The 22,559-nt window shown below is 64.9% G+C and carries 23 protein-coding genes; 2 read left to right on the top strand and 21 right to left on the bottom strand.

Going from position 1 to position 22,559, the window contains the following annotated elements:
- Nucleotides 1–56: 56 nt before the first annotated feature.
- The 21 genes from ACVIW0_RS17860 to ACVIW0_RS17760 all read right to left on the bottom strand — a co-directional run bounded on the left by ACVIW0_RS17860 (nucleotide 57) and on the right by ACVIW0_RS17760 (nucleotide 20,829).
- On the bottom strand, nucleotides 57–332 hold the full coding sequence (locus ACVIW0_RS17860) for a DUF1467 family protein (protein WP_461353495.1): 276 nt from the start codon (nucleotides 330–332) through the stop codon (nucleotides 57–59).
- A gap of 6 nt (nucleotides 333–338) precedes the next feature.
- Nucleotides 339–743 carry a methylmalonyl-CoA epimerase gene (gene mce / locus ACVIW0_RS17855; RefSeq protein ID WP_461353494.1) on the bottom strand — a complete coding sequence of 135 codons (405 nt, stop codon included), beginning with the start codon at nucleotides 741–743 and terminating at the stop codon, nucleotides 339–341.
- 188 nt (nucleotides 744–931) lie between these two features.
- Complete coding sequence (locus tag ACVIW0_RS17850) at nucleotides 932–2,605, bottom strand: ribonuclease J (protein ID WP_461353493.1); 1,674 nt, start codon at nucleotides 2,603–2,605, stop codon at nucleotides 932–934.
- Nucleotides 2,605–3,411, bottom strand: coding sequence for a biotin--[acetyl-CoA-carboxylase] ligase (locus ACVIW0_RS17845; protein WP_461353492.1), 807 nt, complete (start codon nucleotides 3,409–3,411; stop codon nucleotides 2,605–2,607). The genes ACVIW0_RS17850 and ACVIW0_RS17845 overlap by 1 nt, the downstream gene beginning before the upstream one ends.
- Before the next feature lie 59 nt (nucleotides 3,412–3,470).
- A complete protein-coding gene (nuoN, locus tag ACVIW0_RS17840; RefSeq protein ID WP_461353491.1) occupies nucleotides 3,471–4,907 on the bottom strand; it encodes an NADH-quinone oxidoreductase subunit NuoN in 1,437 nt (478 codons plus the stop codon).
- 11 nt (nucleotides 4,908–4,918) lie between these two features.
- A complete protein-coding gene (locus ACVIW0_RS17835; RefSeq protein ID WP_461353490.1) occupies nucleotides 4,919–6,433 on the bottom strand; it encodes an NADH-quinone oxidoreductase subunit M in 1,515 nt (504 codons plus the stop codon).
- On the bottom strand, nucleotides 6,434–8,506 hold the full coding sequence (nuoL, locus tag ACVIW0_RS17830) for an NADH-quinone oxidoreductase subunit L (RefSeq protein ID WP_461353489.1): 2,073 nt from the start codon (nucleotides 8,504–8,506) through the stop codon (nucleotides 6,434–6,436).
- Between the two features lie 8 nt (nucleotides 8,507–8,514).
- On the bottom strand, nucleotides 8,515–8,823 hold the full coding sequence (gene nuoK, locus ACVIW0_RS17825) for an NADH-quinone oxidoreductase subunit NuoK (RefSeq protein WP_016841823.1): 309 nt from the start codon (nucleotides 8,821–8,823) through the stop codon (nucleotides 8,515–8,517).
- Nucleotides 8,820–9,458: an NADH-quinone oxidoreductase subunit J gene (locus tag ACVIW0_RS17820; RefSeq protein WP_456754535.1), complete on the bottom strand. Its 639-nt coding sequence runs from the start codon at nucleotides 9,456–9,458 to the stop codon at nucleotides 8,820–8,822. Before ACVIW0_RS17820 ends, nuoK begins: the two co-directional genes overlap by 4 nt.
- Nucleotides 9,459–9,583: 125 nt before the next feature.
- Complete coding sequence (gene nuoI / locus ACVIW0_RS17815) at nucleotides 9,584–10,078, bottom strand: NADH-quinone oxidoreductase subunit NuoI (RefSeq protein WP_018271854.1); 495 nt, start codon at nucleotides 10,076–10,078, stop codon at nucleotides 9,584–9,586.
- Between the two features lie 7 nt (nucleotides 10,079–10,085).
- On the bottom strand, nucleotides 10,086–11,156 hold the full coding sequence (gene nuoH / locus ACVIW0_RS17810; protein ID WP_461353488.1) for an NADH-quinone oxidoreductase subunit NuoH: 1,071 nt from the start codon (nucleotides 11,154–11,156) through the stop codon (nucleotides 10,086–10,088).
- A 10-nt stretch (nucleotides 11,157–11,166) separates the two neighbouring features.
- A complete protein-coding gene (gene nuoG, locus ACVIW0_RS17805) occupies nucleotides 11,167–13,242 on the bottom strand; it encodes an NADH-quinone oxidoreductase subunit NuoG (RefSeq protein ID WP_461353487.1) in 2,076 nt (691 codons plus the stop codon).
- Between the two features lie 9 nt (nucleotides 13,243–13,251).
- The gene (gene nuoF, locus ACVIW0_RS17800; RefSeq protein WP_461353486.1) at nucleotides 13,252–14,577 is read right to left on the bottom strand and encodes an NADH-quinone oxidoreductase subunit NuoF; all 1,326 of its coding nucleotides are present in this window, start codon (nucleotides 14,575–14,577) and stop codon (nucleotides 13,252–13,254) included.
- Between the two features lie 19 nt (nucleotides 14,578–14,596).
- Nucleotides 14,597–14,815, bottom strand: coding sequence for a hypothetical protein (locus tag ACVIW0_RS17795; protein ID WP_461353485.1), 219 nt, complete (start codon nucleotides 14,813–14,815; stop codon nucleotides 14,597–14,599).
- Nucleotides 14,815–15,426 (bottom strand): NADH-quinone oxidoreductase subunit NuoE, encoded by a 612-nt coding sequence (gene nuoE / locus ACVIW0_RS17790; RefSeq protein WP_461353484.1) that lies wholly within the window; start codon nucleotides 15,424–15,426, stop codon nucleotides 14,815–14,817. The genes ACVIW0_RS17795 and nuoE overlap by 1 nt, the downstream gene beginning before the upstream one ends.
- Nucleotides 15,427–15,469: 43 nt before the next feature.
- Nucleotides 15,470–16,666: an NADH-quinone oxidoreductase subunit D gene (locus ACVIW0_RS17785; RefSeq protein WP_069276821.1), complete on the bottom strand. Its 1,197-nt coding sequence runs from the start codon at nucleotides 16,664–16,666 to the stop codon at nucleotides 15,470–15,472.
- On the bottom strand, nucleotides 16,663–17,280 hold the full coding sequence (locus ACVIW0_RS17780; RefSeq protein WP_461353483.1) for an NADH-quinone oxidoreductase subunit C: 618 nt from the start codon (nucleotides 17,278–17,280) through the stop codon (nucleotides 16,663–16,665). Before ACVIW0_RS17780 ends, ACVIW0_RS17785 begins: the two co-directional genes overlap by 4 nt.
- Before the next feature lie 10 nt (nucleotides 17,281–17,290).
- On the bottom strand, nucleotides 17,291–17,896 hold the full coding sequence (locus ACVIW0_RS17775) for a NuoB/complex I 20 kDa subunit family protein (RefSeq protein ID WP_461353482.1): 606 nt from the start codon (nucleotides 17,894–17,896) through the stop codon (nucleotides 17,291–17,293).
- Entirely contained in the window at nucleotides 17,887–18,252 is a 366-nt protein-coding gene (locus ACVIW0_RS17770) for an NADH-quinone oxidoreductase subunit A (RefSeq protein ID WP_461353481.1), read from the bottom strand. Before ACVIW0_RS17770 ends, ACVIW0_RS17775 begins: the two co-directional genes overlap by 10 nt.
- Nucleotides 18,253–18,878: 626 nt before the next feature.
- On the bottom strand, nucleotides 18,879–19,697 hold the full coding sequence (locus ACVIW0_RS17765; protein ID WP_461353480.1) for an alpha/beta fold hydrolase: 819 nt from the start codon (nucleotides 19,695–19,697) through the stop codon (nucleotides 18,879–18,881).
- A 118-nt stretch (nucleotides 19,698–19,815) separates the two neighbouring features.
- Nucleotides 19,816–20,829, bottom strand: a complete 1,014-nt coding sequence (locus tag ACVIW0_RS17760) for a TRAP transporter substrate-binding protein (RefSeq protein WP_461357358.1) — start codon at nucleotides 20,827–20,829, stop codon at nucleotides 19,816–19,818.
- Between the two features lie 199 nt (nucleotides 20,830–21,028).
- On the opposite strand from ACVIW0_RS17760, the gene ACVIW0_RS17755 reads away from it, so the two are divergent.
- Together ACVIW0_RS17755 and ACVIW0_RS17750 are read left to right on the top strand one after the other, a co-directional pair.
- Entirely contained in the window at nucleotides 21,029–21,232 is a 204-nt protein-coding gene (locus ACVIW0_RS17755; protein WP_461353479.1) for a hypothetical protein, read from the top strand.
- A gap of 335 nt (nucleotides 21,233–21,567) precedes the next feature.
- Entirely contained in the window at nucleotides 21,568–22,557 is a 990-nt protein-coding gene (locus ACVIW0_RS17750; protein ID WP_461353478.1) for a UbiA family prenyltransferase, read from the top strand.
- The last annotated feature ends 2 nt before the right edge of the window (nucleotides 22,558–22,559 follow it).

Raw genomic sequence — 22,559 nt, 5'->3', positions numbered from 1 at the left:
CGTCGCCAGGGTGAGGTTGATCCTCACTCCATCGGCACCAATTCAGGTCACTTGATCTAGAACGGCATTCCCATCAGCCTCGACAGCCGCTCGACCGAGAGATAGCCGGCATAATAGGCCCACATCCCGATCGCGAAGATCACGGCCGACAGCAGCGTGGTCGCCAGCAGCTTGCGGCCCATTCGCGCCAGGATCGGGGCGCCGGGATCGGTGCCGGGCGCGCCGACGCCGTCCTCGTGCTGGCTGCGCACGCCGAACGGCAGCGTCAGGAAAAGCACGAGCCACCACAGCACGAAGTAGATCGCAAGGCCGGTGGAGATCTGGTACGCCATATGGCCTCAGGCCTGCTCGATCTCGACCAAGGCGCCGGAAAAGTCCTTGGGATGGAAGAACAGCACCGGCTTGCCATGCGCGCCGATCTTCGGCTGGCCGTCGCCCAGCACGCGCGCGCCCTCGGCGATCATGCGGTCGCGCGCTGCGATGATGTCGGGCACGTCGTAGCAGACATGGTGGATGCCGCCGTCGGCATTCCGCTCGACGAATTTCGCGATCGGCGAGGCCTCGCCGAGCGGCTCGATGAACTCGATCTTGGTGTTCGGCAGCGTCACGAACACCGTGACGACGCCGTGCTCCGGCAGTGGCACGGCATCGGAAATCTCGGCGTTGAAGGCGGCGCCGTAGATCTTCGCGGCTTGCTTCGCATCCTTGACCGCGATCGCAACGTGATTGAGCCGGCCCAGCATGTCTCTCTCCCTTTATCTACTCGCGCGCTACCGCGGCGATTCGCTCCACCTCTCCCCGATGGGGAGAGGTCGATTTTGGGCAGCAAATCGGGTGAGGGCCACAGCCACACGAGAGACCGTAACCCCTCACCCGGCGCTACGCGCCGACCTCTCCCAAGGGAGAGGTGAACCTCCGTTGCCGCTCCAACTCAACTGACCGTCAGAACGTGCACGACGCAGATCGGCTTCTTGCCCCATTGCTCGTTCAGCGCGGCCCGCACCGCCCGCCGCACCGATTCACCCAGCGCATCCGGATCGCGCCGCCGCGGCTTCGGCAGGCCCTCGATCGTCGATACCACCACGTCGAAAACGATGTCGTCGAGCAGTTCGCCCGCCGCATTGTTCTCCGGCATGCCGACCAGATCAACCTCGGGATCGTCGACCAGTTCGCCCTGCGCGGTCATGGCGATGGCGACGAAGGCGCAGCCGGCAAAGCCCATCCGGCGCCGCTCGACCACGGCGCGCGACTTGGAGTCCTCGAGGATGGTTCCGTCCTTGTAGAGCCGGCCCGCCGGGATTTCGCCGACGATGCCGGGCTCGCCGGGCCCGAGCTTGACCAGGTCGCCGTTGCGGCAGGTCAAGACCTTCGGCACGCCGGCGGCGCGCGCCAGCTTGGCGTGCTCGGACAGATGCAGCGCCTCACCATGCACCGGGATCAGGAGTTGCGGCCGCACCCAGGAGATCATGTCGCGCAGCTCGTCGCGGCGCGGATGGCCGGAGACGTGCACCAGATGTTCGCGGTCGGTGATGATCTCGACGCCCTGCATGACCAGGTTGTTGATGATCGAGCCGACCGCCTTCTCGTTGCCGGGAATCGTGCGGGAGGAGAAGATCACGGTGTCGCCCTTGTTCAGGGTGACCTGCGGATGGTCGTCATTGGCGATCCGGGCCAGCGCCGCGCGCGGTTCGCCCTGGCTGCCGGTGCACAGCGCCAGCACCTTGTCGGCCGGGAAATGGCCGTAATAGTCGACGCTGCGGAACTTGTGCGATGCGTCGAGGTAGCCGCATTCGCGCGCGACCTGGACCACGCGCTCCATGGCGCGGCCGACCACCACGACCTCGCGATCGGCGGCGTTGGCAGCGTCCGCCACCGCCCGCACCCGGGCGACATTCGAGGCGAAGGTCGTCACCGCGACCCGCCCCTTGGCCGCCTTGACCAGCTTCTTGATCGTGGCGGCAACCTCGGTCTCCGAGGGCGAACGGCCGTCGCGCACCGCATTGGTGGAATCGCCGACCAGCGCCAGCACGCCCTCGTCGCCGAGCTCGCGCAGCCGCCGCTCGTCGGTCGGCTGGCCGATGATCGGGGTCGGGTCGATCTTCCAGTCGCCGGTGTGCAGCACGGTGCCAACCTCGGTCTTGATCGCCAGCGCGTGCGACTCGGGAATCGAATGCGCGACCGGGATGAACTCGACATTGAACGGACCGATATCGACCCGCCCGCCCGATGGGATCACGGTGACCGGGATTTTCGGCGGGTTGCGCTCGGCGGCGCATTTGGCCTCGAACAGCGCTGCGGAAAACTGCGTCGCGTAGATCTTGCAGCCGAGCTTGGGCCAGAGATCGATGATGGCGCCAAAATGGTCTTCATGGGCGTGCGTCAACACGAGGCCCATCAGATTGTTGCGTTCCTTTTCGAGGAAGCGGACGTCCGGCATGATCAGGTCGATGCCCGGCAGATGCTCCTCATCGCCGAAGGAGACACCGAGATCGACCGCGAGGAAGGAGCGCTGGTGGCGGTTGCTCAGTCCATAGATCGACAGGTTCATGCCGATCTCGCCGACACCGCCGAGCGGCGCAAAGGTGAGCTCGTCAGGACGCGCCATCAGCTGGCCCTCACCGAGGCTGCGTTGCCGAAATAGACCTCGCCGGCGGTCACGGGCATGCGCTGACCGTCGGCGGTGCGGACGATCAGGCAGCCGGTCTCGTCGATCGTATCGAAAGTGCCTTCAAGGGTCGCGCCGCCGGTCTGAACCGCGACCTTGTCCCCGAGCCCGGCCGCGCGCTCCAGCCACAGCCTGCGGATCTCGGGGAAGCCGCGGCCATCGTCCCAGATGCCGCGATACTCGACCCAGGCGTCAGACAGCGCGGTAAACAGTTCTTCCGCGCCGATCTGGATGCCGAGCGCGGCGAGCGATACCGCCGGCGTCGGCGTCCCCTCCGGCGCTGCGACGACATTAGTGCCGATACCCACGACCACCGCAAGGCGATCGCCAACCGCCTCGGCTTCCAGCAGGATGCCCGAGAGCTTCTTGCCATTGGCCAACACGTCGTTCGGCCATTTGAGGGTGAATTTCGGGGTGCCCGGCCCGAGCCGCAGCGCCGCCTCGATGCTGAGCTTCTGGAGTGCTGCCTCGAGCGACAACCCGGCGGCAAAGCCGAGCGTGGCGGCCACTGCCGGCTGGACGTCGGTCACCTCGAGGATGCTGCTGGCGAGATTGCCGCGCGGCGCAACCCAGACCCGCTGGCGCCGGCCGCGGCCCGCGGTCTGCTCGGGCGTGACGAACCACATCGGCCCCTGCTCGCCGTCGCGGGCGCGCAGCATCGCCTCGGCATTGGTCGAGCCGATCTGGTCGAAGGCGGCGAGCCGGTAGCCCGCCGCTATGGCTCGGGGTCCGAGCGCGAAGGTCATGTCGAACTTATGCGCATGATTGGTTCCGAAAGCGAGCCTCGTGTTTTCGGAACCATGCGCTAGAACAACGACTTCGCCGCCGCCGTCGCCACGCTGACCAGCGGGCCCGGATAGGCGAAGTAGAAGATGTTGAAGATGCCCGCAACTGCGAGCACGGTGCGCAGCTCGACGCGGACCGGGTCGAGCTTGCCGAGCGGCTGGTCGAAATACATCACCTTGACGATCGACAGGTAGTAGAACGCGCCCACCACGCTGGTCAGCACGCCGATCACCGCGAGCGTGAACAGATTGGCCTTGATCGCGGCGACGAATACGTACCATTTGCCGAAGAAGCCCGCGAGCGGCGGCACGCCGGCAAGCGAGAACAGCAGCATCGCGAAGACGAAGGCGATCAGCGGGTTGGTGCGCGACAGGCCAGCGAAATCGCTGATCTGCTCCAGCGGCTGGCCGTTGCGCTTCATGGCCAGGATGATCGAGAACGAGCCGAGCGTCATCGCGACATAGATCGCGATGTAGATCAGCACGCCCTGCGCACCCTCGACCGTGCCGGAGGCAAGGCCGACCAGGGCAAAGCCCATATGGCCGATCGAGGAATAGGCCATCAGCCGCTTGATGTTGCTCTGGCCGATCGCCGCAAACGAGCCCAGCGCCATCGAGGCGATCGCCACGAACACCAGGATCTGCTGCCACTGGGTGACGATGCCGGGGAACGCGGTCAGCGTCGCACGGGTGAACACGGCGAGCGCCGCGACCTTCGGGGCGGAAGCGAAGAACGCGGTCACCGGCGTCGGCGCGCCCTCATAGACGTCGGGCGTCCACATGTGGAATGGCACCGCCGAGACCTTGAAGCAGAGGCCGGCGAGCAGGAACACCAGGCCGAACACGATGCCGATGCTCCCCGTGGTCGCGGCCGCCGCGATGCCGGCGAAGCTGACGGTGCCGGTGAAGCCGTAGATCAGCGAGGCGCCGTAGAGCAGCATGCCCGACGACAGCGCGCCGAGCACGAAATACTTCAGGCCGGCCTCGCTCGACTTGGCATTGTCGCGTGCGCTGGCGGCGACGACGTAGAGCGCAAGACTCATCAGCTCGAGGCCGAGATAGAGCGCAATCAGATCACCAGCCGAGATCAGCACCATCATGCCGAGCGTCGACAGCAGCACCAGGATCGAGAACTCGAAGTTGCGGGTCGACGGCTGGGACAGGTACTCGGTCGACAGGACCAGCGTCGCCGCCGAGGCGATCAGGGCCAAGACCTTCAGGAAGCGGGCGAAATCGTCGACGATGAAGCTGCCGCCGAAGGTCACGAGCTTGCCGGCCGGCAGCCAGAGCTCCAGCACGCCGGTCAGGACCAGCAGACACACCGCAAGCGCAGTGACGAGGCGCGTGGTGCCCTGCCCGCGATAGGCCCCGATCATCAACAGCACCATGGCGCCGACCGCGAGCACCAGCTCCGGCAGCACCGGTTGCAACTGATAACCTGCACTGGAAAAGCTCATGGGCGAAGGCCTTACTGAACGGTCAGCGCGGCTGCCTTCACGGCAGTCACGGCGGTTTGGTAATTGTTGACGAGTTGCTGCACCGAAGCCGCCGACATGTCGAGCACCGGCTTCGGGTAGACGCCGAACAGGATGGTCAGCGCGATCAGCGGGAACAGCGTCACGCATTCACGGAAGGTGAGATCCTTGATCGACATCAGCGACGGCTTGACCAGCGCGCCGAACACCACCTTGCGGTAGAGCCAGAGCGCGTAGCAGGCCGACAGGATCACGCCGGTGGTGGCGAAGAACGCGGTCGGCAGCGAGATCTTGAAGGTGCCGAGCAGCGTCATGAACTCGCCGATGAAGCCGGACGTGCCGGGCAGACCGACATTGGCCATGGTGAAGACCATGAAGGTCAGCGCGTAGAGCGGCATCCGGTTGACGAGGCCGCCATAAGCCGCGATCTCGCGGGTGTGCATGCGGTCGTAGACCACGCCGACGCAGAGGAACAGCGCGCCGGAGACGATGCCGTGCGAGATCATCTGGAACATGCCGCCGGCGACGCCCTGCGTCGTTACAGCGAAGATGCCCATGGTGACGAAGCCCATATGCGCGACCGAGGAGTACGCGATCAGCTTCTTCATGTCCTCCTGCATCATCGCCACCAGCGAGGTGTAGATGATGGCGATGACGGACAGCGTGAACACGAACGGCGCGAAGTCGTGGCTGGCCAGCGGGAACATCGGCAGCGAGAAGCGCAGGAAGCCGTAGCCGCCCATCTTCAAGAGGATCGCGGCCAGGATCACCGAGCCCGCCGTCGGCGCCTCGACATGCGCATCGGGCAGCCAGGTGTGCACCGGCCACATCGGCATCTTCACCGCGAACGAGGCAAAGAACGCCAGCCACGCCCAGGTCTGCATCGACCGCGGCACCGCGGTGTGCATCAGGGTCGGGATGTCGGTGGTGCCGGCGTTCCAGTACAGCGCCATGATGGCGAGCAGCATCAACACCGAGCCGAGGAAGGTGTAGAGGAAGAACTTGAACGACGCATAGACCCGGCGCGGGCCACCCCAGACGCCGATGATCAGGAACATCGGGATCAGGCCGCCCTCGAAGAACAAATAGAACAGCACGAGGTCGAGCGCCGAGAAGGTGCCGATCATCAGCGTTTCCAGGATCAGGAACGCCATCATGTATTCGCCAACGCGACTCGTGATCGCCCTCCAGCTCGCGATGATGCAGAGCGGCATGATCGCGGTGGTCAGGATGAGCAGCGGCAGCGAGATGCCGTCGACGCCCATGTGATAGGTGATGCCGGTGGCGAGCCAGGACGTCTTCTCGACGAACTGGAAGTCGGTCGAGGCCGGATCGAAGCGCGCGACCAGGATCAGCGACACCGCGAAGGTGATCAGCGTGGTCCACAGCGCGATCCAGCGCGCCGTGCGGTTGGCGCTCTCGTCGCCGCCCCGCGCCAGCAGATAGACCAGGATCGCACCGACCGCCGGCAGGAAGGTCGTGACCGAAAGGATGGGCCAGGTCGTCATTTACTGGCCTCCCAAGCCGAACATGAACCAGGTGATCAATCCGGCCGCTCCGATCAGCATCGCGAACGCGTAGTGATAGAGGTAGCCGGTCTGCAGTTTCACGACGTTGCGGGTGACGTCGAGCACGCGCGCCGAGACGCCGTCGGGACCGAAGCCGTCGATGATGAAGCCGTCGCCCTTCTTCCACAGCGTATAGCCGAGCCACTTGGCCGGACGCACGAAGATCCAGTCGTACAGCTCGTCGAAGTACCATTTGTTGAGCAGGAACTGGTACAGCATCGGCTGCTGGTTCGCGAGCTCGACCGGCAGGTACGGCCTGCGGATGTAGAACAGGTACGAGACGAACAGGCCGAGCGCCATCATCACGGTGGGCAGCGGCGCGAGCCAGCCCGGCATGTGCTCCATGTCCTCGAGGATGTGCGGGTTCATCTTGAGGGATTCGCGGAAGAACTCCTCGACGCCGTGCGGGCTGGCGAACACTTCCTTGAACGGGAGGCCGGCGAGGATCGAGCCGGCGGCAAGCACGCCGATCGGCACCAGCATCCAGACCGGGCTCTCATGCGCAGCCTCGTAATGCTTCTGGTCGTGCGGCTCGCCGAAGAACGTCTTGAAGATCAGACGCCAGGAATAGAACGAGGTCAGGCCGGCGGCGGCGATCGTCAGCAGGTAGGCGTAAGCCGCGAACGGGTTGTGCGCCGCATAGGCCGCCTCGATGATCGCGTCCTTGGAGAAGTAGCCGGCGAACAGCGGGAAGCCGGTCAGCGCCAGGGTGCCGATGCACATCACCGCGAAGGTGTACGGAATCTTGCGCCACAGGCCGCCCATGTTGCGGATGTCCTGCTCGTGATGCATCGCGTAGATCACCGAGCCTGACCCCAAGAACAGCAGCGCCTTGAAGAAGGCGTGCGTGAACAGGTGGAACATGCCGACCGAATAGGCCCCCGCGCCCATCGCCACGAACATGTAGCCGAGCTGCGAACAGGTCGAATACGCGACGATGCGCTTGATGTCGTTCTGCACCAGGCCAATCGTGGCGGCGAAGAACGCCGTGGTCGCGCCGAAGAACATCACCACCGCCTGCGCGGTCGGCGACAGCTCGAACAGCGGCGACAGCCGCGCCACCATGAAGACGCCGGCGGTGACCATGGTCGCGGCGTGGATCAGCGCCGACACCGGGGTCGGGCCTTCCATCGCGTCCGGCAGCCAGGTGTGCAGCAGGAACTGGGCCGACTTGCCCATCGCGCCCATGAACAGGAACAGGCAGGTCAGGGTCAGCGCGTCGACCTGATGGCCGAAGAAGTTGACGGTCTTGCCGGTCAGCCCGGGCGCGGCGTGGAAGATGGTCTCGAAGTCGGTCGAGCCGACCAGCGCGAAGATCGCGAAGATGCCGAGCGCGAAGCCGAAGTCGCCGACGCGGTTGACCACGAAGGCCTTGATCGCGGCCGCGTTCGCCGACGGCTTCTGGTACCAGAACCCGATCAGCAAATAGCTCGCGAGACCCACGCCCTCCCAGCCGAAGAACAGCTGCACGAGGTTGTCCGAGGTCACCAGCATCAGCATCGCGAAGGTGAACAGCGAGAGATAGCCGAAGAAGCGCGGCCGGTTCGGGTCCTCGTCCATGTAGCCGATGGAATAGAGGTGGACGAGCGCGGACACGGTGTTGACCACGACCAGCATCACGGCGGTCAGGGTGTCGACCCGCAGCGTCCAGGCCACCTGCAAGTCGCCCGAGGTGATCCAGGGCAGCAGCACGACGCGGGCGTCATGGTGCATGAAGCCGACATCGACCAGCGCGAACCAGGACAGCGCTGCCGAGACGAACAACAGGCCCGTGGTGATCAGCTCGGCCAGCCGCGAGCCGGCCGCCGGCGGCTCGGAGACGTGATGGTCGTCGTGGCCGTGGTCATCATGAGCATGGTCGTCATGGGCCGCCGACGCATGGGCGTCGCCATGCGCATCGTCGTGATGGTCGACGGTGTCGCCGCTCGGGCAGCGCGCATGCGCGCCGGTCAAGGCGATAATGCCTGCGAGGATGGCGCCCAGCAGAGGCAGGAATACGATTGCCTGGTACATCGGCGCGCCTAGCCCTTCATCAGATTGACGTCTTCAACCGCGATCGAACCGCGGTTGCGGAAATACACCACCAGCACCGCGAGGCCGATCGCAGCCTCGGCGGCCGCCACCGTCAGCACCAGCAGCGCGAACACCTGGCCGACGATGTCGCCGAGGAAGGTCGAGAACGCCACCAGGTTGATGTTGACCGACAGCAGAATCAGCTCGATCGACATCAAGATGACGATGATGTTCTTGCGGTTGAGGAAGATGCCGAGGATCCCGAGCGTGAACAGGATCGCGGCGACCGCCAGATAGTGCCCTAGCCCGATCGTCATTTCACCCACTCCGCCGCATCGGCATCCTGCAGGCCCTGCCCCGACGCCACCTTGCGCATTGCCATCGCCATGTCAGGCGTGCGCGCGTTCTGCACGTTGATGTTCTGCCGCTTGACGTTGGCCTTGTGGCGCAGCGTCAGCACGATGGCGCCGATCATCGCGACCAGGAGCACCATGCCGGCGAGCTGGAAGTAATGGATGTACTTCGTATAGAGCACGAGGCCGAGCGCCTCGGTGTTGCTGACATTGCTCGGGATCGCCGCGGTGATCGTCTTGGTCACCTGCGGGTTGATCACCCAGGCGCCAACGACTAGCAAGAGCTCGAACATGAAGATGCCGCCGATCACGATGCCGATCGGCAGGTACTGGATGAAGCCCTCGCGCAGCTCGACGAAATCGACATCGAGCATCATGATGACGAACAGGAACAGCACCGCGACCGCACCGACATAGACCACGATCAGCATCATCCCGAGGAACTCGGCGCCCATCAGGATGAACAGGCCCGAGGCGTTGACGAACGCCAGGATCAGATACAGCACGGAGTGCACGGGATTGCGCGAGACAATCACCATGACCGCGCAGGCCACGCAGACCGTGGCAAACAAATAGAAGAACAGCGCCGGAAGGATCATCGGGTGGCCCCCGTCATTCCAGGGCGGCTCGAAGAGCCGAACCCGGAATCTCGAGATTCCGGGTTCGATGCTGACGCATCGCCCCGGAACGACGTTGAGATTTGGTCAAGGATCATGCCCTCACCTCACCGGTACGGCGCGTCGAGCGCGATCGACTTCGCAATCTCGCGCTCCCAGCGGTCGCCGTTGGCGAGCAGCTTGGCCTTGTCATAGTACAGTTCCTCGCGGGTCTCGGTCGCGAACTCGAAATTCGGGCCCTCGACGATGGCGTCCACCGGGCATGCCTCCTGGCACAGGCCGCAATAGATGCACTTCACCATGTCGATGTCGTAACGCACCGTGCGGCGGGTGCCGTCGTTGCGGCGCGGGCCGGCCTCGATCGTGATCGCCTGCGCCGGGCAGATCGCCTCGCACAGCTTGCAGGCGATGCAGCGCTCTTCGCCGTTCGGATAGCGGCGCAGCGCGTGCTCGCCACGGAAACGCGGCGAGATCGGGCCCTTCTCGAACGGATAGTTCAGCGTCGGCTTCGGCTGGAAGAAATAGCGCATCGCCAGGAAGAACGCCGAGACGAATTCCGAGAGCAGAAGCGAGCGGGCTGTTGCGTTGACATTGACACTCATGACGGCCTCACTTCGGCGCGATGCCGGCGAACTGCAGCACACCGGCCACGATCGCCACCATCGCCAGCGACAGCGGCAGGAACACCTTCCAGCCGAGCCGCATCAGTTGATCGTAGCGGTAGCGCGGCACGATCGCCTTCGCCATCGCGAACATGAAGAACATGAAGAACACCTTCAGGGCGAACCAGACGATGCCCGGAATCCAGGTGAACGGCGGCAGGCTGACCGGCGGCAGCCAGCCGCCCAGGAACAGGATCGACGCCAGCGCGCACATCGTGGTGATCGCGACATACTCGCCGAGCATGAACAGGAGATACGGGGTCGAGCCGTATTCGGTCATGAAGCCGGCGACCAGTTCGGATTCAGCCTCCACCAGGTCGAACGGCGGACGGTTGGTCTCTGCCAGCGCCGAGACGTAGAACACCACGAACATCGGGAACAGCGGCCACACATACCAGTTCAGGATGGTGAGCTGCGGCAGGCCGACCAGGTGCGCCAGCCCGCGGGTGTTCTGGGCCTCGACCACGGCCGACAGGTTCAGCGAGCCGACGCAGAGCAGCACGGTGATGATGACGAAGCCGATCGAAACCTCATAGGACACCATCTGCGCCGCGGAGCGCAGCGCGGCCAGGAACGGATATTTCGAGTTCGACGACCAGCCGGCCATGATCACGCCGTAGATCGACAGCGACGAGATCGCGAAGATGTAGAGGACGCCGACATTGATGTCGGAGATCACCCAGCCGAGATTGAACGGGATCACGGCCCAGGCGGCCAGCGCCAGGACGCACGAGACCAAAGGCGCCAGCAGGAACACGCCCTTGTTGGAGCCGGACGGGATCACCGGCTCCTTCAGCACGAACTTCAACAGGTCGGCGAAGGATTGCAGCAATCCGAACGGCCCGACCACGTTGGGGCCGCGGCGGATCTGCACCGCCGCCCAGATCTTGCGGTCGGCGAGCAGGATGTAGGCGATCGCGATCAGGAGCACGACGAGCAGCAGCAGGCTCTCCGCGACCATGATGATCAGCGGCCAGAGGAAGCCGGTCCAGAACGAGCTTGCGAAGAAATCAGCCATCAGGTCACGCTCACTCCGCTGCCGTCAGCATTCGGCCCGACGCCAGCCGCGAGCATTCCGCCATCACGGCAGAGGCCCGCGCGATCGGGTTGGTCAGATAGAAATCCTCGACCGCCGGCTTGAATGCCGCCTTGTCGACGGTACCGCCCTTGCCGGCCAGCGCCTTGACGTCTTCAGCCTTGCCGGCCTCGATCTGGTCGAGCCGCATCAGATGCGGATAGGTCTTGAACATCGATTGCCGCAGCGCCTGCAGCGAGTCGAACGGCAACTTCTTGCCGAGCACGTCCGACAGCGCGCGGATGATCGCCCAGTCTTCGCGGGCTTCGCCCGGCGGGAATGCGGCGCGGTTAGCGATCTGCGCCCGGCCCTCGGTGTTGACGTAGATGCCCGACTTCTCGGTATAGGCCGCGCCCGGCAGGATGACGTCGGCGCGATGCGCGCCCTGGTCGCCATGGGTGCCGATATAGACCACGAAGGTGCCGTCCGGCGCCTTGATCTCGTCGGCGCCGAGCAGGAACAGCACGTCGAGCGTGCCGAAGGTCGTCATCTGCGCGGCGGTCAGGCCGCCGGCGGAAGGCGAGAAGCCAATATCGAGCGCACCGGCGCGCGAGGCGGTATCGTGCAACACGGCAAAGCCGTTCCAGCCGTCCTTGAGCGCGCCGACATCGACGGCGAGCTTGGCCGCCTGCGCCAGCACCGCGGCGCCGTCATGCCTGGTATAGGCGCCGGGGCCGACCAGGATGATCGGGTGCTGCGCGTTCTTCAGCACGTCGGCGAAGGAATGCTTGCCGGCGACGAGATCGGCCAGCGTGTCGGTACCCGCACCGAGATAATCGATGTCATAGGTGAAGTCGGCCTTGGCGCCGATCATGCCGACCTTGAGGCCGCCGGTGCGCCAGCGCTTGCGGATCCGCGCGTTCAGCACGGCGGCTTCCTTGCGCGGATGCGAGCCGATGATCAGGATCGCATCGGCCTGCTCGATGCCGGCGATCGTCGGGTTGAAGATGTAGGAGCCGCGGCCCGCCTTGGCGTCGAAGGCGTCGCCGCCCTGCACCGCCAGATTGACCGAGCCGAACGCAGCGAGCAGCTCCTTCAGCGCATACATTTCATCGACCGCGGCGAGATCGCCGGCGATCGCGCCGATCCGCTTGCCGTCGCTGCGGCCGACCTTGGCCGCGATGGCGGCGAAGGCTTCCTGCCAGGTCGCAGGCTTGAGCTGGCCGTTCTCGCGCACATAGGGACGGTCGAGGCGCTGCGTGCGCAGGCCGTCGACGACATGACGGGTCTTGTCGGAGATCCACTCCTCGTTAATCGCCTCGTTGATCCGCGGCAGGATGCGCATCACCTCGCGGCCGCGGGTGTCGGCACGGATCGCCGAGCCGACGCCGTCCATGACGTCGACCGACTGCGTCTTGCCCAGTTCCCAGGGCCGCGCCGCGAAGGCGTAGGGCTTCGAGGTCAGCGCGCCGACCGGGCAGATGTCGACGAGATTGCCTTGCAGCTCCGAGCTCAGCGCATGCTCGAGATAGGTGGTGATCTCCATGTCCTCGCCGCGCCCGGTCGCGCCCATTTCCGGCGCGCCGCAGACTTCGGCGGAGAAGCGTACACAGCGCGTGCACTGGATGCAGCGGTTCATCGAGGTCTTGACCAGCGCGCCGAGATACTTGTCCTCGACCGCGCGCTTGTTCTCGGCGAAACGGCTGGTGTCGACGCCGTAGCCCATCGCCTGGTCCTGCAGGTCGCACTCGCCGCCCTGGTCGCAGATCGGGCAGTCCAGCGGATGGTTGATCAGCAGGAACTCCATCACGCCTTCGCGTGCCTTCTTGACCATCGGCGAACGGGTCGAGATCTCCGGCGGCTCGCCCTTCGGGCCCGGACGGCAGTCGCGCACGGCCCAGGCGCAACTGGCGACCGGCTTCGGGCCGCCCTTCACCTCGACCAGGCACATCCGGCAATTGCCGGCGATCGACAGCCGCTCGTGATAGCAGAACCGCGGAATCTCGGCGCCAGCCGCCTCGCACGCCTGCAGCAGCGTGTACTCGGCCGGCACATCGATCTCTTTGCCATCGACGATGATCTTGCTCATGTCTCTTCTCTACTCCGCCGCGACCATGTGGACGGGATCACGAACGCCCTGATCGTCGAGATCGGCCTTGTGCGAATACTGATCGATACGCTCTTCGATCTCGTGACGGAAATGCGCAATCAATCCCTGGATCGGCCACGCCGCGGCGTCGCCGAGCGCGCAGATCGTGTGGCCCTCGACCTGCTTGGTGACCTCCAGCAGCATGTCGATCTCGCGCTTGTGGGCGCGGCCCTCGGCCATGCGGGTCAGGACGCGCCACATCCACCCGGTGCCCTCACGGCACGGCGTGCACTGGCCGCAGCTCTCGTGCTTGTAGAAATACGAGATGCGCGCGATCGCCCGGATCAAATCGGTCGACTTGTCCATCACGATGACTGCCGCGGTGCCGAGGCCCGAGCGCAGCTTGCTGAGCGAGTCGAAATCCATCGGCGTGTCGATGATCTGCTCGGCCGGCACCATGCGCACCGACGAGCCGCCGGGGATCACGGCCTTCAGATTGTCCCAGCCGCCGCGGATGCCGCCGCAATGCTTCTCGATCAGCTCGCGGAACGGAATCCCCATCGCCTCTTCGACGTTGCAGGGCCGCTCGACGTGGCCGGAGATGCAGAACAGCTTGGTGCCGACATTATTCGGACGGCCGATGCTGGCGAACCAGGCGGCGCCGCGGCGCAGGATGTCGGGCGCGACCGCGATCGACTCGACGTTGTTGACGGTGGTCGGGCAGCCATAGAGGCCGACATTGGCCGGGAACGGCGGCTTCAGCCGCGGCTGGCCCTTCTTGCCCTCGAGGCTCTCGAGCAGCGCGGTTTCCTCGCCGCAGATATAGGCGCCGGCGCCGTGCGCGACATAGATGTCGAACGGCCAGCCGTTGATGTTGTCCTTGCCGACCAGCTTGGCCTCGTAGGCCTGGTCGATCGCCGCTTGCAGGCGCTCGCGCTCGCGGATGAACTCGCCGCGGATGTAGACATAGCAGGCATGCGCGCCCATCGCGAAGCTCGCGAGCAGGCAGCCCTCGACCAACAGATGCGGATCGTGCCGCATGATCTCGCGGTCCTTGCAGGTGCCGGGCTCGGACTCGTCGGCGTTGACGACGAGATAGCTCGGACGGCCGTCCTTGGATTCCTTCGGCATGAAGGACCATTTCATGCCGGTCGGGAAGCCGGCGCCGCCACGGCCGCGCAGGCCCGAGGCCTTCATCTCGTTGATGATCCAGTCGCGGCCCTTGTCGATGATCCCCTTGGTGCCATCCCAGGCGCCCCTACGGCGCGCGCCCTCGAGGCCCCAATCATGCAGGCCGTAGAGGTTCTTGAAGATGCGGTCCTTGTCGTCGAGCATAACAAAAACTTTCCGAACATCACCGATTGGCTTGGGAGTACGCGAGCCCGGCAGCGCAGCCGCCGAACACGATGGCCCACAACAGGCTGGATTCCAGCGTGGCGCTCAGGCCGTAACGCTGCAGCAGGAACATAAAGCCGGCCGCGACAACGGTGTGCAGCGCGATCGTGCGCCAGACCTTCATCGCAACCGCCCTCCCGTCTTCCTGCCCGTTCGCCTGCACCTGAAAGCCCCGCATCAGGTGGTTTCCTTCAGCGTCGTCGGCCCGCCTGCGGGCGCCGAGAACTGACGGTCGATCTGCGGGCCCGGCTTCGGCGGATTGCCGGCGGCAAAGCCGTCGAGCACCTTGCCGAAGCTTTCCTTGGTCAGGTCCTCATAGGTGTCCTTCCAGATCAAGACCATCGGCGCGTTCACGCAGGCACCGAGGCACTCGACCTCTTCCCAGGAAAAGTTGCCGTCCTTCGACAGCTGGAACGGATCGTGATGGATGCGATGCTGGCAGACCTCGATCAGATCGGCCGCGCCGCGCAGCCGGCACGGCGTGGTGCCGCACACCTGCACATGCGCCTTCTTGCCGACCGGCGAGAGCTGGAACATGGTGTAGAACGTCGCGATCTCCAGCATGCGGATATGCGGCATCTCGAGCAGGTCGGCGACGGCGCGGATCGCCGCTTCCGAGACCCAGCCCTCGTTCTGCTCCTGCGCGCGCCACAGGATCGCGATCGCGGCCGAAGCCTGGCGGCCCGGCGGATATTTCTCGATCTGCTTCTTGGCCCAGGCCAGATTCTCCTCCGTGAACTTAAAGCTCGCGGGCTGCAGTTCCTTCGGGGCAAGGCGGCGGACGGACATCGATCAAACTCTCAATTGGCGCGCGGTTCGGATGCGGACATCGTCACCGGTCGACCTCGCCGAACACGATGTCCAGCGAGCCCAGGATGGCGGAAACGTCGGCCAGCAGATGGCCCTTGCAGATGTGATCCATCGCCTGCAGATGGGCGAAGCCCGGCGCGCGGATCTTGCACTTGTAGGGCTTGTTGGTGCCGTCGGCGACGAGGTAGACGCCGAACTCGCCCTTCGGCGCCTCGACCGCGGCGTAGACCTCGCCGGCCGGCACGTGGACGCCCTCGGTGTAGAGCTTGAAGTGATGGATCAGCGCTTCCATCGAGCGCTTCATCTCGCCACGGCGCGGCGGCGCGATCTTGTTGTCCTCGACCACGACGGGGCCCTGCCCGTCGGGCGCTTTGAGCTTCTGGATGCACTGCTTCATGATGCGCACCGACTGGCGCATCTCTTCCATGCGGATCAGGTAGCGATCGTAGCAGTCGCCGTTCTTGCCGATCGGAATGTCGAAATCCATCTCGGCGTAGCACTCATAGGGCTGCGACTTGCGCAGGTCCCAGGCCGCGCCCGAGCCGCGCACCATCACGCCGGAGAAGCCCCACTCCCAGGCTTCCTTCAGCGGCACCACGCCGATGTCGACGTTGCGCTGCTTGAAGATGCGGTTGCCGGTCAAAAGCCGGTCGAGGTCGTCGACGACTTTAAGGAACGGATCGCACCACGCCTCGATATCGTCGATCAGCTTCGGCGGCAGGTCCTGATGCACGCCGCCGACACGAAAGAACGCCGCGTGCATGCGCGAGCCCGAGGCGCGCTCGTAGAACACCATCAGCTTTTCGCGCTCTTCAAAGCCCCACAGCGGCGGGGTCAGCGCGCCGACGTCCATTGCCTGCGTCGTGACGTTGAGCAGATGCGACAGGATGCGGCCGATCTCGCAATAGAGCACCCGGATCAACTGGCCGCGGCGCGGCACCGTGATTCCGAGCAGCTTTTCCGCCGCGAGGCAGAATGCGTGCTCCTGGTTCATCGGCGCGACATAGTCGAGCCGGTCGAAATACGGAATCGCCTGCAGGTAGGTCTTATGCTCGATCAGCTTCTCGGTGCCGCGGTGCAGCAGGCCGATATGCGGATCGACGCGCTCGACGACTTCGCCGTCGAGCTCCAGCACGAGGCGCAAAACGCCGTGCGCCGCCGGATGCTGCGGACCGAAATTGATGGTGAAGTTACGCAGATTTTGCGGCTGTTCATTCATGGCTTCGGCTCCGCCTTGGCCTTCTCGTCGCCGGGCAGCGGATAGTCCGCGCCTTCCCAGGGCGAAAGGAAATCGAAGTTGCGGAATTCCTGGTTGAGCCGGACCGGCTCGTACAGCACCCGCTTTTCCTGGTCGTCGTAGCGAACCTCGACGAAGCCGGTGAGCGGGAAGTCCTTGCGCAGCGGATGGCCGTCGAAGCCGTAATCCGTCAGCAGACGGCGCATGTCCGGATGGCCGGTGAAGATCACGCCGTAGAGGTCGTAGGTCTCGCGCTCGAACCAGTCGGCGCCCGGGAAGACGCTGATGATCGACGGCACCTGCGTGGTCTCGTCGGCCTGCCCGCGCAGCCGGATGCGGGTGTTCAGCGTCGGCGACAGCAGGTGGTAGACGACGTCGAAGCGCTTCTCGCGGCTCGGATAGTCGACCGCGGTGACGTCGGTGATGTTGACGAAACGGCAGCCGGCGTCGTCGCGCAGAAACGTCACGACGTCCACGATTCTGCCAATCTCGACCTCGATAGTAAGTTGATTGAACGCGACCGAGTGCGCCGTGGCGGCGCCCGGAAGCGCGCTCACGATCGTCTGCCCAAGGGCGTCGAGCTTGCCGTCGTCCATGCCTGAAACCTTAGCGTTCGATGGTGCCGATACGGCGAATCTTCTTTTGCAGCAGCAGCACGCCGTAAAGCAGCGCTTCCGCCGTGGGCGGGCAGCCCGGCACGTAGATGTCGATCGGCACGATGCGGTCGCAGCCACGCACCACCGAGTAGGAGTAGTGGTAGTAGCCGCCACCATTGGCGCAGGAGCCCATCGAGATGACGTAGCGCGGCTCCGGCATCTGGTCGTAGACCTTGCGCAGCGCGGGCGCCATCTTGTTGGTCAGCGTGCCTGCGACGATCATCACGTCGGACTGCCGCGGCGAGGCACGGGGTGCAAAGCCGAACCGCTCGACGTCGTAGCGCGGCATCGAGACCTGCATCATCTCGACCGCGCAGCAGGCGAGACCGAAGGTCATCCACATCAGGGAGCCGGTGCGCGCCCAGGTGATGAGGTCATCGGCGGCCGCGACGAAGAAGCCCTTGTCGGACAGCTCGTGATTGACCTCGAGGAAAAACGGATCATTGGCGCCGACCGGCTTGCCGGTCGACGGATCGAGAATACCCCGCGGCGCCATCGCGACATCAGGTTTGGCGATCGCCGGCTGCGAGGATGCGGCGGTGGGGCTCAATCCCATTCGAGCGCGCCTTTCTTCCATTCATAAGCGAACCCGACCGTCAGCACGGCCAGGAAGACCATCATCGACCAGAAGCCGGTCGCACCGAGCTTTCCAAACGCCACGGCCCAAGGGAAAAGGAACGCCACTTCGAGGTCGAAGATGATGAAGAGGATCGCCACCAGATAGAAGCGGACGTCGAACTTCATGCGGGCGTCGTCAAAAGCGTTGAATCCGCATTCATAGGCGGACAGCTTTTCCGCGTCCGGCGACTGGAACGCGACCAGGAACGGCGCGATCAGGAGCGCCAGGCCGATCAGGCTGGCAACTCCGACAAAAACCACAAGTGGAAGGTAATTCTGCAGGATGCCGGTCATCGGCGAGGCCTTCTTGCTGCGGTTTCGGACGTCCCGCAGATTCGTTGATTGGAATTGTTCTTGCAGGCTTTAGCGCAGCGCAACAGAGGGCGCAAGACAAGCAATTTTGACGCTTTTACCGTCGTTCCGCCGGGGCTCTTGGCCGCATCGGGCGGATGCGCATGCCTCAATGGCCAACGCTGCCGCGGTCATCCGGTGCCCTGCAACCTCGCCATATCAGCCCAGCTCTCGTTCGGAAGCGAGCATCTCGGCGGCCGTGGCGGTCGAGACGCCAATGTGTCCAAGCAGCAGGTTAGGATCCCCCGGTCCGTACTTGTTCCAGCGAGCGAGGATCCCCCGGCCGCCGGCTCGGATGGCTATCTGCGGAGGACCATGTGGGCCGGGAGCAGGTCTGCCCGGCGCTTGTCCGGGCAGTGTTGTGGGGGGCCAGAGCAGCCGAAGACAGGAAATCGCCGGCCTGGCGCGGCCGGTGCAATAGGACCGTCGCGGCCCGGACCTCACCCCGGTCACTCGCGGCCCGCCGGGGGGCGAATTGCCACGCTGCTGGCCGCCGGTCAGCCTCGGCGGCGATGCGGCGGATATCCCCAGAAAAGTCCGGTTTGACCGACGCCGGTATCGCAGGCGAGCTAGGCGTCCATGAATGCCAGCAGGTCGGCCATCAGGCGCGCGCTGTGGGTCAGCGGCAGTGCGTGCGGCGCGCCCTCATAGACGGCGAGCTTGCTTCCCCTGATCAATCTTGCCGTCTTCGCGCCGGTCAGCTCGAGCGGTGCGCTGGCGTCCTTGTCGCCATGCACGATCAGGGTCGGGCGATCGATGTCCCTCGCAGCAGTGCGCAGATCGGCAAAGGAGATGGTCTTGCGGCAGGCCAGCGCCACCGGCAGTGGCACGCTCAGCATCATCTCCCTGACCCAGGCCCGCGTGGCCTCTGGCGTGTCGGGCATGAAGAACGGCGCCTCGTTCTCGCCCATCCATTTCGGGAAGTCCTGCGCGATCGCGGCATTCTGGGCATCGATCATCGCTCGCGGCACCGCGTCCGGATTGTCCTCGTTCTGGACCAGATACGGCGTGGTCGGCGCCACCAGCACCAGCCGCGCGATACGGTCCGCGCCGTGACGCGCCAGATAGTTCACCGCCTCGATCGATCCCATCGAATGCGCGACGATCGTGACGTCGTGCAGATCGCGCTGCTCGATCACGGCGGCGACGTCGTCGGTCAGCGTGTCGAGATCGTATCCGGTCGCCGGCATATCGGAGCGGCCATGGCCGCGCCGGTCCGGCGCGACGCAGCGATAGCCCTTGGCATTCAGCGCCACGATCTGGCTGCCCCAGATGCTCGAATTGAATGTCCAGGCGGCAAGCAGCAGCACCGGCTTGCCCGAGCCCCAATCCTGTACGAACAGCTTTGTGCCGTCGCGGGCGGTCGCATCATGCGGTTGGCTAACCATCGCGTGTCTCCCTTTGCGCATCGACCGACAACATCGCGGCCGATCAGCGACCATCGCAAAGGGAGATCGCGCGCGCGATTACGCGTCAGGTCATCGCGCGCCTGATGTCAGGCCGGGCTCACGTGAGCTTGCCGGTATATTTCTCCAGCGCCGCCCAGGCGTCCGCGCCGTAGGTCTTCTGCCATTGGGTGTAGAAGCCGGCCTTCACCAGCGCCGCCCTGAACTGCACCGGATCGGGCTTGTTGAAGGTCATGCCCTTCCCGGTCAGCTCGGCCTGCAACGAGCGGTCCATCTCGATCAGGTCCGCACGCTCCTTCACCGCCGCCGCGTCGAAGGCGGTGTTGATGAGCTCGAGCAGATCGGGCGGCAGGCCCGCCATCGCGCGGCGGTTGCCGATGATCCAGTAGCCGCTCCAGCAATGGTTCGACAGCGCGCAGTATTTCTGCACCTCGTAGAGCTTGCCGGTCGAGACCTGCGCCAGCGGGTTCTCCTGCCCTTCGACGATGTGGGTCTGCAGCGCCGAATACAGCTCGCTGTAGGAGATGCTCGACGGCAGCGCGCCGAGGCCGGAGAACAGTGAGGTCAGGAGTGCGGTCACGGGCACGCGGATCTTGAAACCCTTGAGATCATCGACGCTGCCGAGCTGTCGGCTCGACGACGAGGTGATCTGGCGGAATCCGTTGTCCCAAATCTTCTTCAACGGCACCAAGCCGGTCTTGGCGATCGCCTCGCGCACGGTATCGCCGACACCGCCGTCCATCGCCGCCCAGACTTGGTCGTAGGTCTGGAACGCGAAGCCGATGCTCGGCAGTCCGGAAAGCGGCACCAGGATCGACAGGGTCAGGCTCGGCGCAGCCATCAAGTCGATACCGCCGGCCCGGACCTGCGACAGCATCTCCGGATCGCCGCCGAGCTGGCTATTGGCAAACACCGTGATGTTGACCCGGCCGGACGATTGCGCGCCGACCGCCTTGGCGGCCTCGGTCAGACGAATTGTCAGCGGGTGGGTTTCCGGAGTGTTGACGCCGAGCTTGAAGTCGAACTCGGCAGCGGCAAGGACTCGTTTGCCAAACAGCGTGGCGGCGACTGCGCCAGAGCCGGTTCCCAGCAGGCCCCGGCGGGTCATTTTCATTGTTTTCATTATTGTTTTTCTCCCGAGCGCGTTCCGCGCCTGGAGCCAGTTTCAGCCCTCCGGCTCTGTGACGCAAGGCACGGTGAAACCAATCGACCTGTGGCACGAAACCATTTCCGGGAACTCACGAAACGATCCGGAAACAGATGGGGCTTACCAGTAGCTGCCATAGACGGCGCATAGACGCCCGGAGGCGACCATGAACCACTCGATCCATTCAGCCGATCGCGCGACCCACCTCAAGATTGTGGTGGTTGCCCTTATTGCGGCGATCGGGATTGCAGCTTTCGGCATTTCGGCCCGCAACAACGCGGATTTCACCCAGACGGCTCAGACCACCCAGGTCGTCAAGGCCGGCAAGCCGGTGGCGGTCACCTCGTCGGGCACCTCGACCGTCCGCTAAGGTTGCTCCAGGCTTTCGCAAACAGGATGGCCGCCTTCGGGCGGCCTTTTCGTTGTCCGCGGCCGAACTGAACCAGCTGTCCCGTTCCGGCGCATGCCGCGAAAAGCAAACGACCGCGACCGAACGACGGCCTTAGGCCTCACCAGCCCCGCAGGCGGCCCGACCAAGCCGAAATTCCCACCAACTCCCTCCTCCGCTACCGGCGTCAACCGAATTGCGCGCCTGAGACCCGGTCGGCCGCCGCGCCAGGCGGCGCGGCACGATCGCTGCCCCTTGGAGACCGTCTCCCCCCGCTCGCGCCCCGATGCGGGACAGGCAGAGTTTGGAGGTTTGCGATGTCCGTCACCAACCACGCCCCGCCGGCCGCCGGCATCACCGACTACGTTGCGATCGCCAGACCCGACCACTGGATCAAGCATGTGCTGATCATTCCCGGCGTCGCGTTTGCGCTGATCATGTCGCAGACCGGGCCGATCGAGCTTGCAACGCTCGCCGAGCGCCTGATCATCTGCCTGTTGGTTGCGATGGCGCTGTCGTCGGCCAACTACACCATCAATGAATGGCTCGACGCGCCGTTCGAAGCGATGCATCCGACCAAGCGGACGCGCCCCGCGGTGCAGACCGCGATGTCGCCGACCGTCGTGCTGGCGCAATACGTCGTGCTGACCACCGTCGGCATCTGGGCCGCAAACCGGCTCGGCTACGCCTTCGCCGCCACTGCGACCGTGTTTGCGGTGTTCGGCGTGATCTACAATGTGCGTCCGATCCGCGCCAAGGACCGCGCCTTCGTCGACGTCATTGTCGAGTCCCTCAACAATCCGCTGCGCTTCCTGTTCGGCTGGTTCGCCGTGGTGCCGAGCATCGCACCGCCGGTGTCGATCCTGCTCGCCTATTGGTTCGGCGGCGCCTTCCTGATGGCGGCCAAACGGGTCTCCGAGCACCGCGCGATCGTCGAGGCCGGCGGCACCGCCAACCTCGCAGCCTACCGGCCCTCCTTCGCGGTCTATACCCATTCTAGCCTGGTCACGAGCTGTCTGGTCTGCGCCCAGGGTTTTGCCTTCATGATGGCGATCTTTCTGCTGAAATATCGCATCGAATATCTCGTCGTCGTGCCGATGCCGATCGCGCTGTTCGCATCCTATATGCGGCTGGCGCTGACGCCGGATTCCGCCGCGGCACGGCCGGAGGAACTGATGCGGCAGCCGGCGATGTTGATCGCGGCCGGTGTCACCATGGCGCTGTTCGGCGTGCTGACCTTCGTCGACCTGCCCTGGCTGAACAGCCTGACGAGCTCCGACCTGATCCGTCTCGGCGGGATCCGCTGACC

Source organism: Bradyrhizobium sp. USDA 4454, from assembly GCF_054822705.1.
Note: the sequence above shows the minus strand (reverse complement) of the source record. Positions and strands in the feature narration are given on the sequence as shown.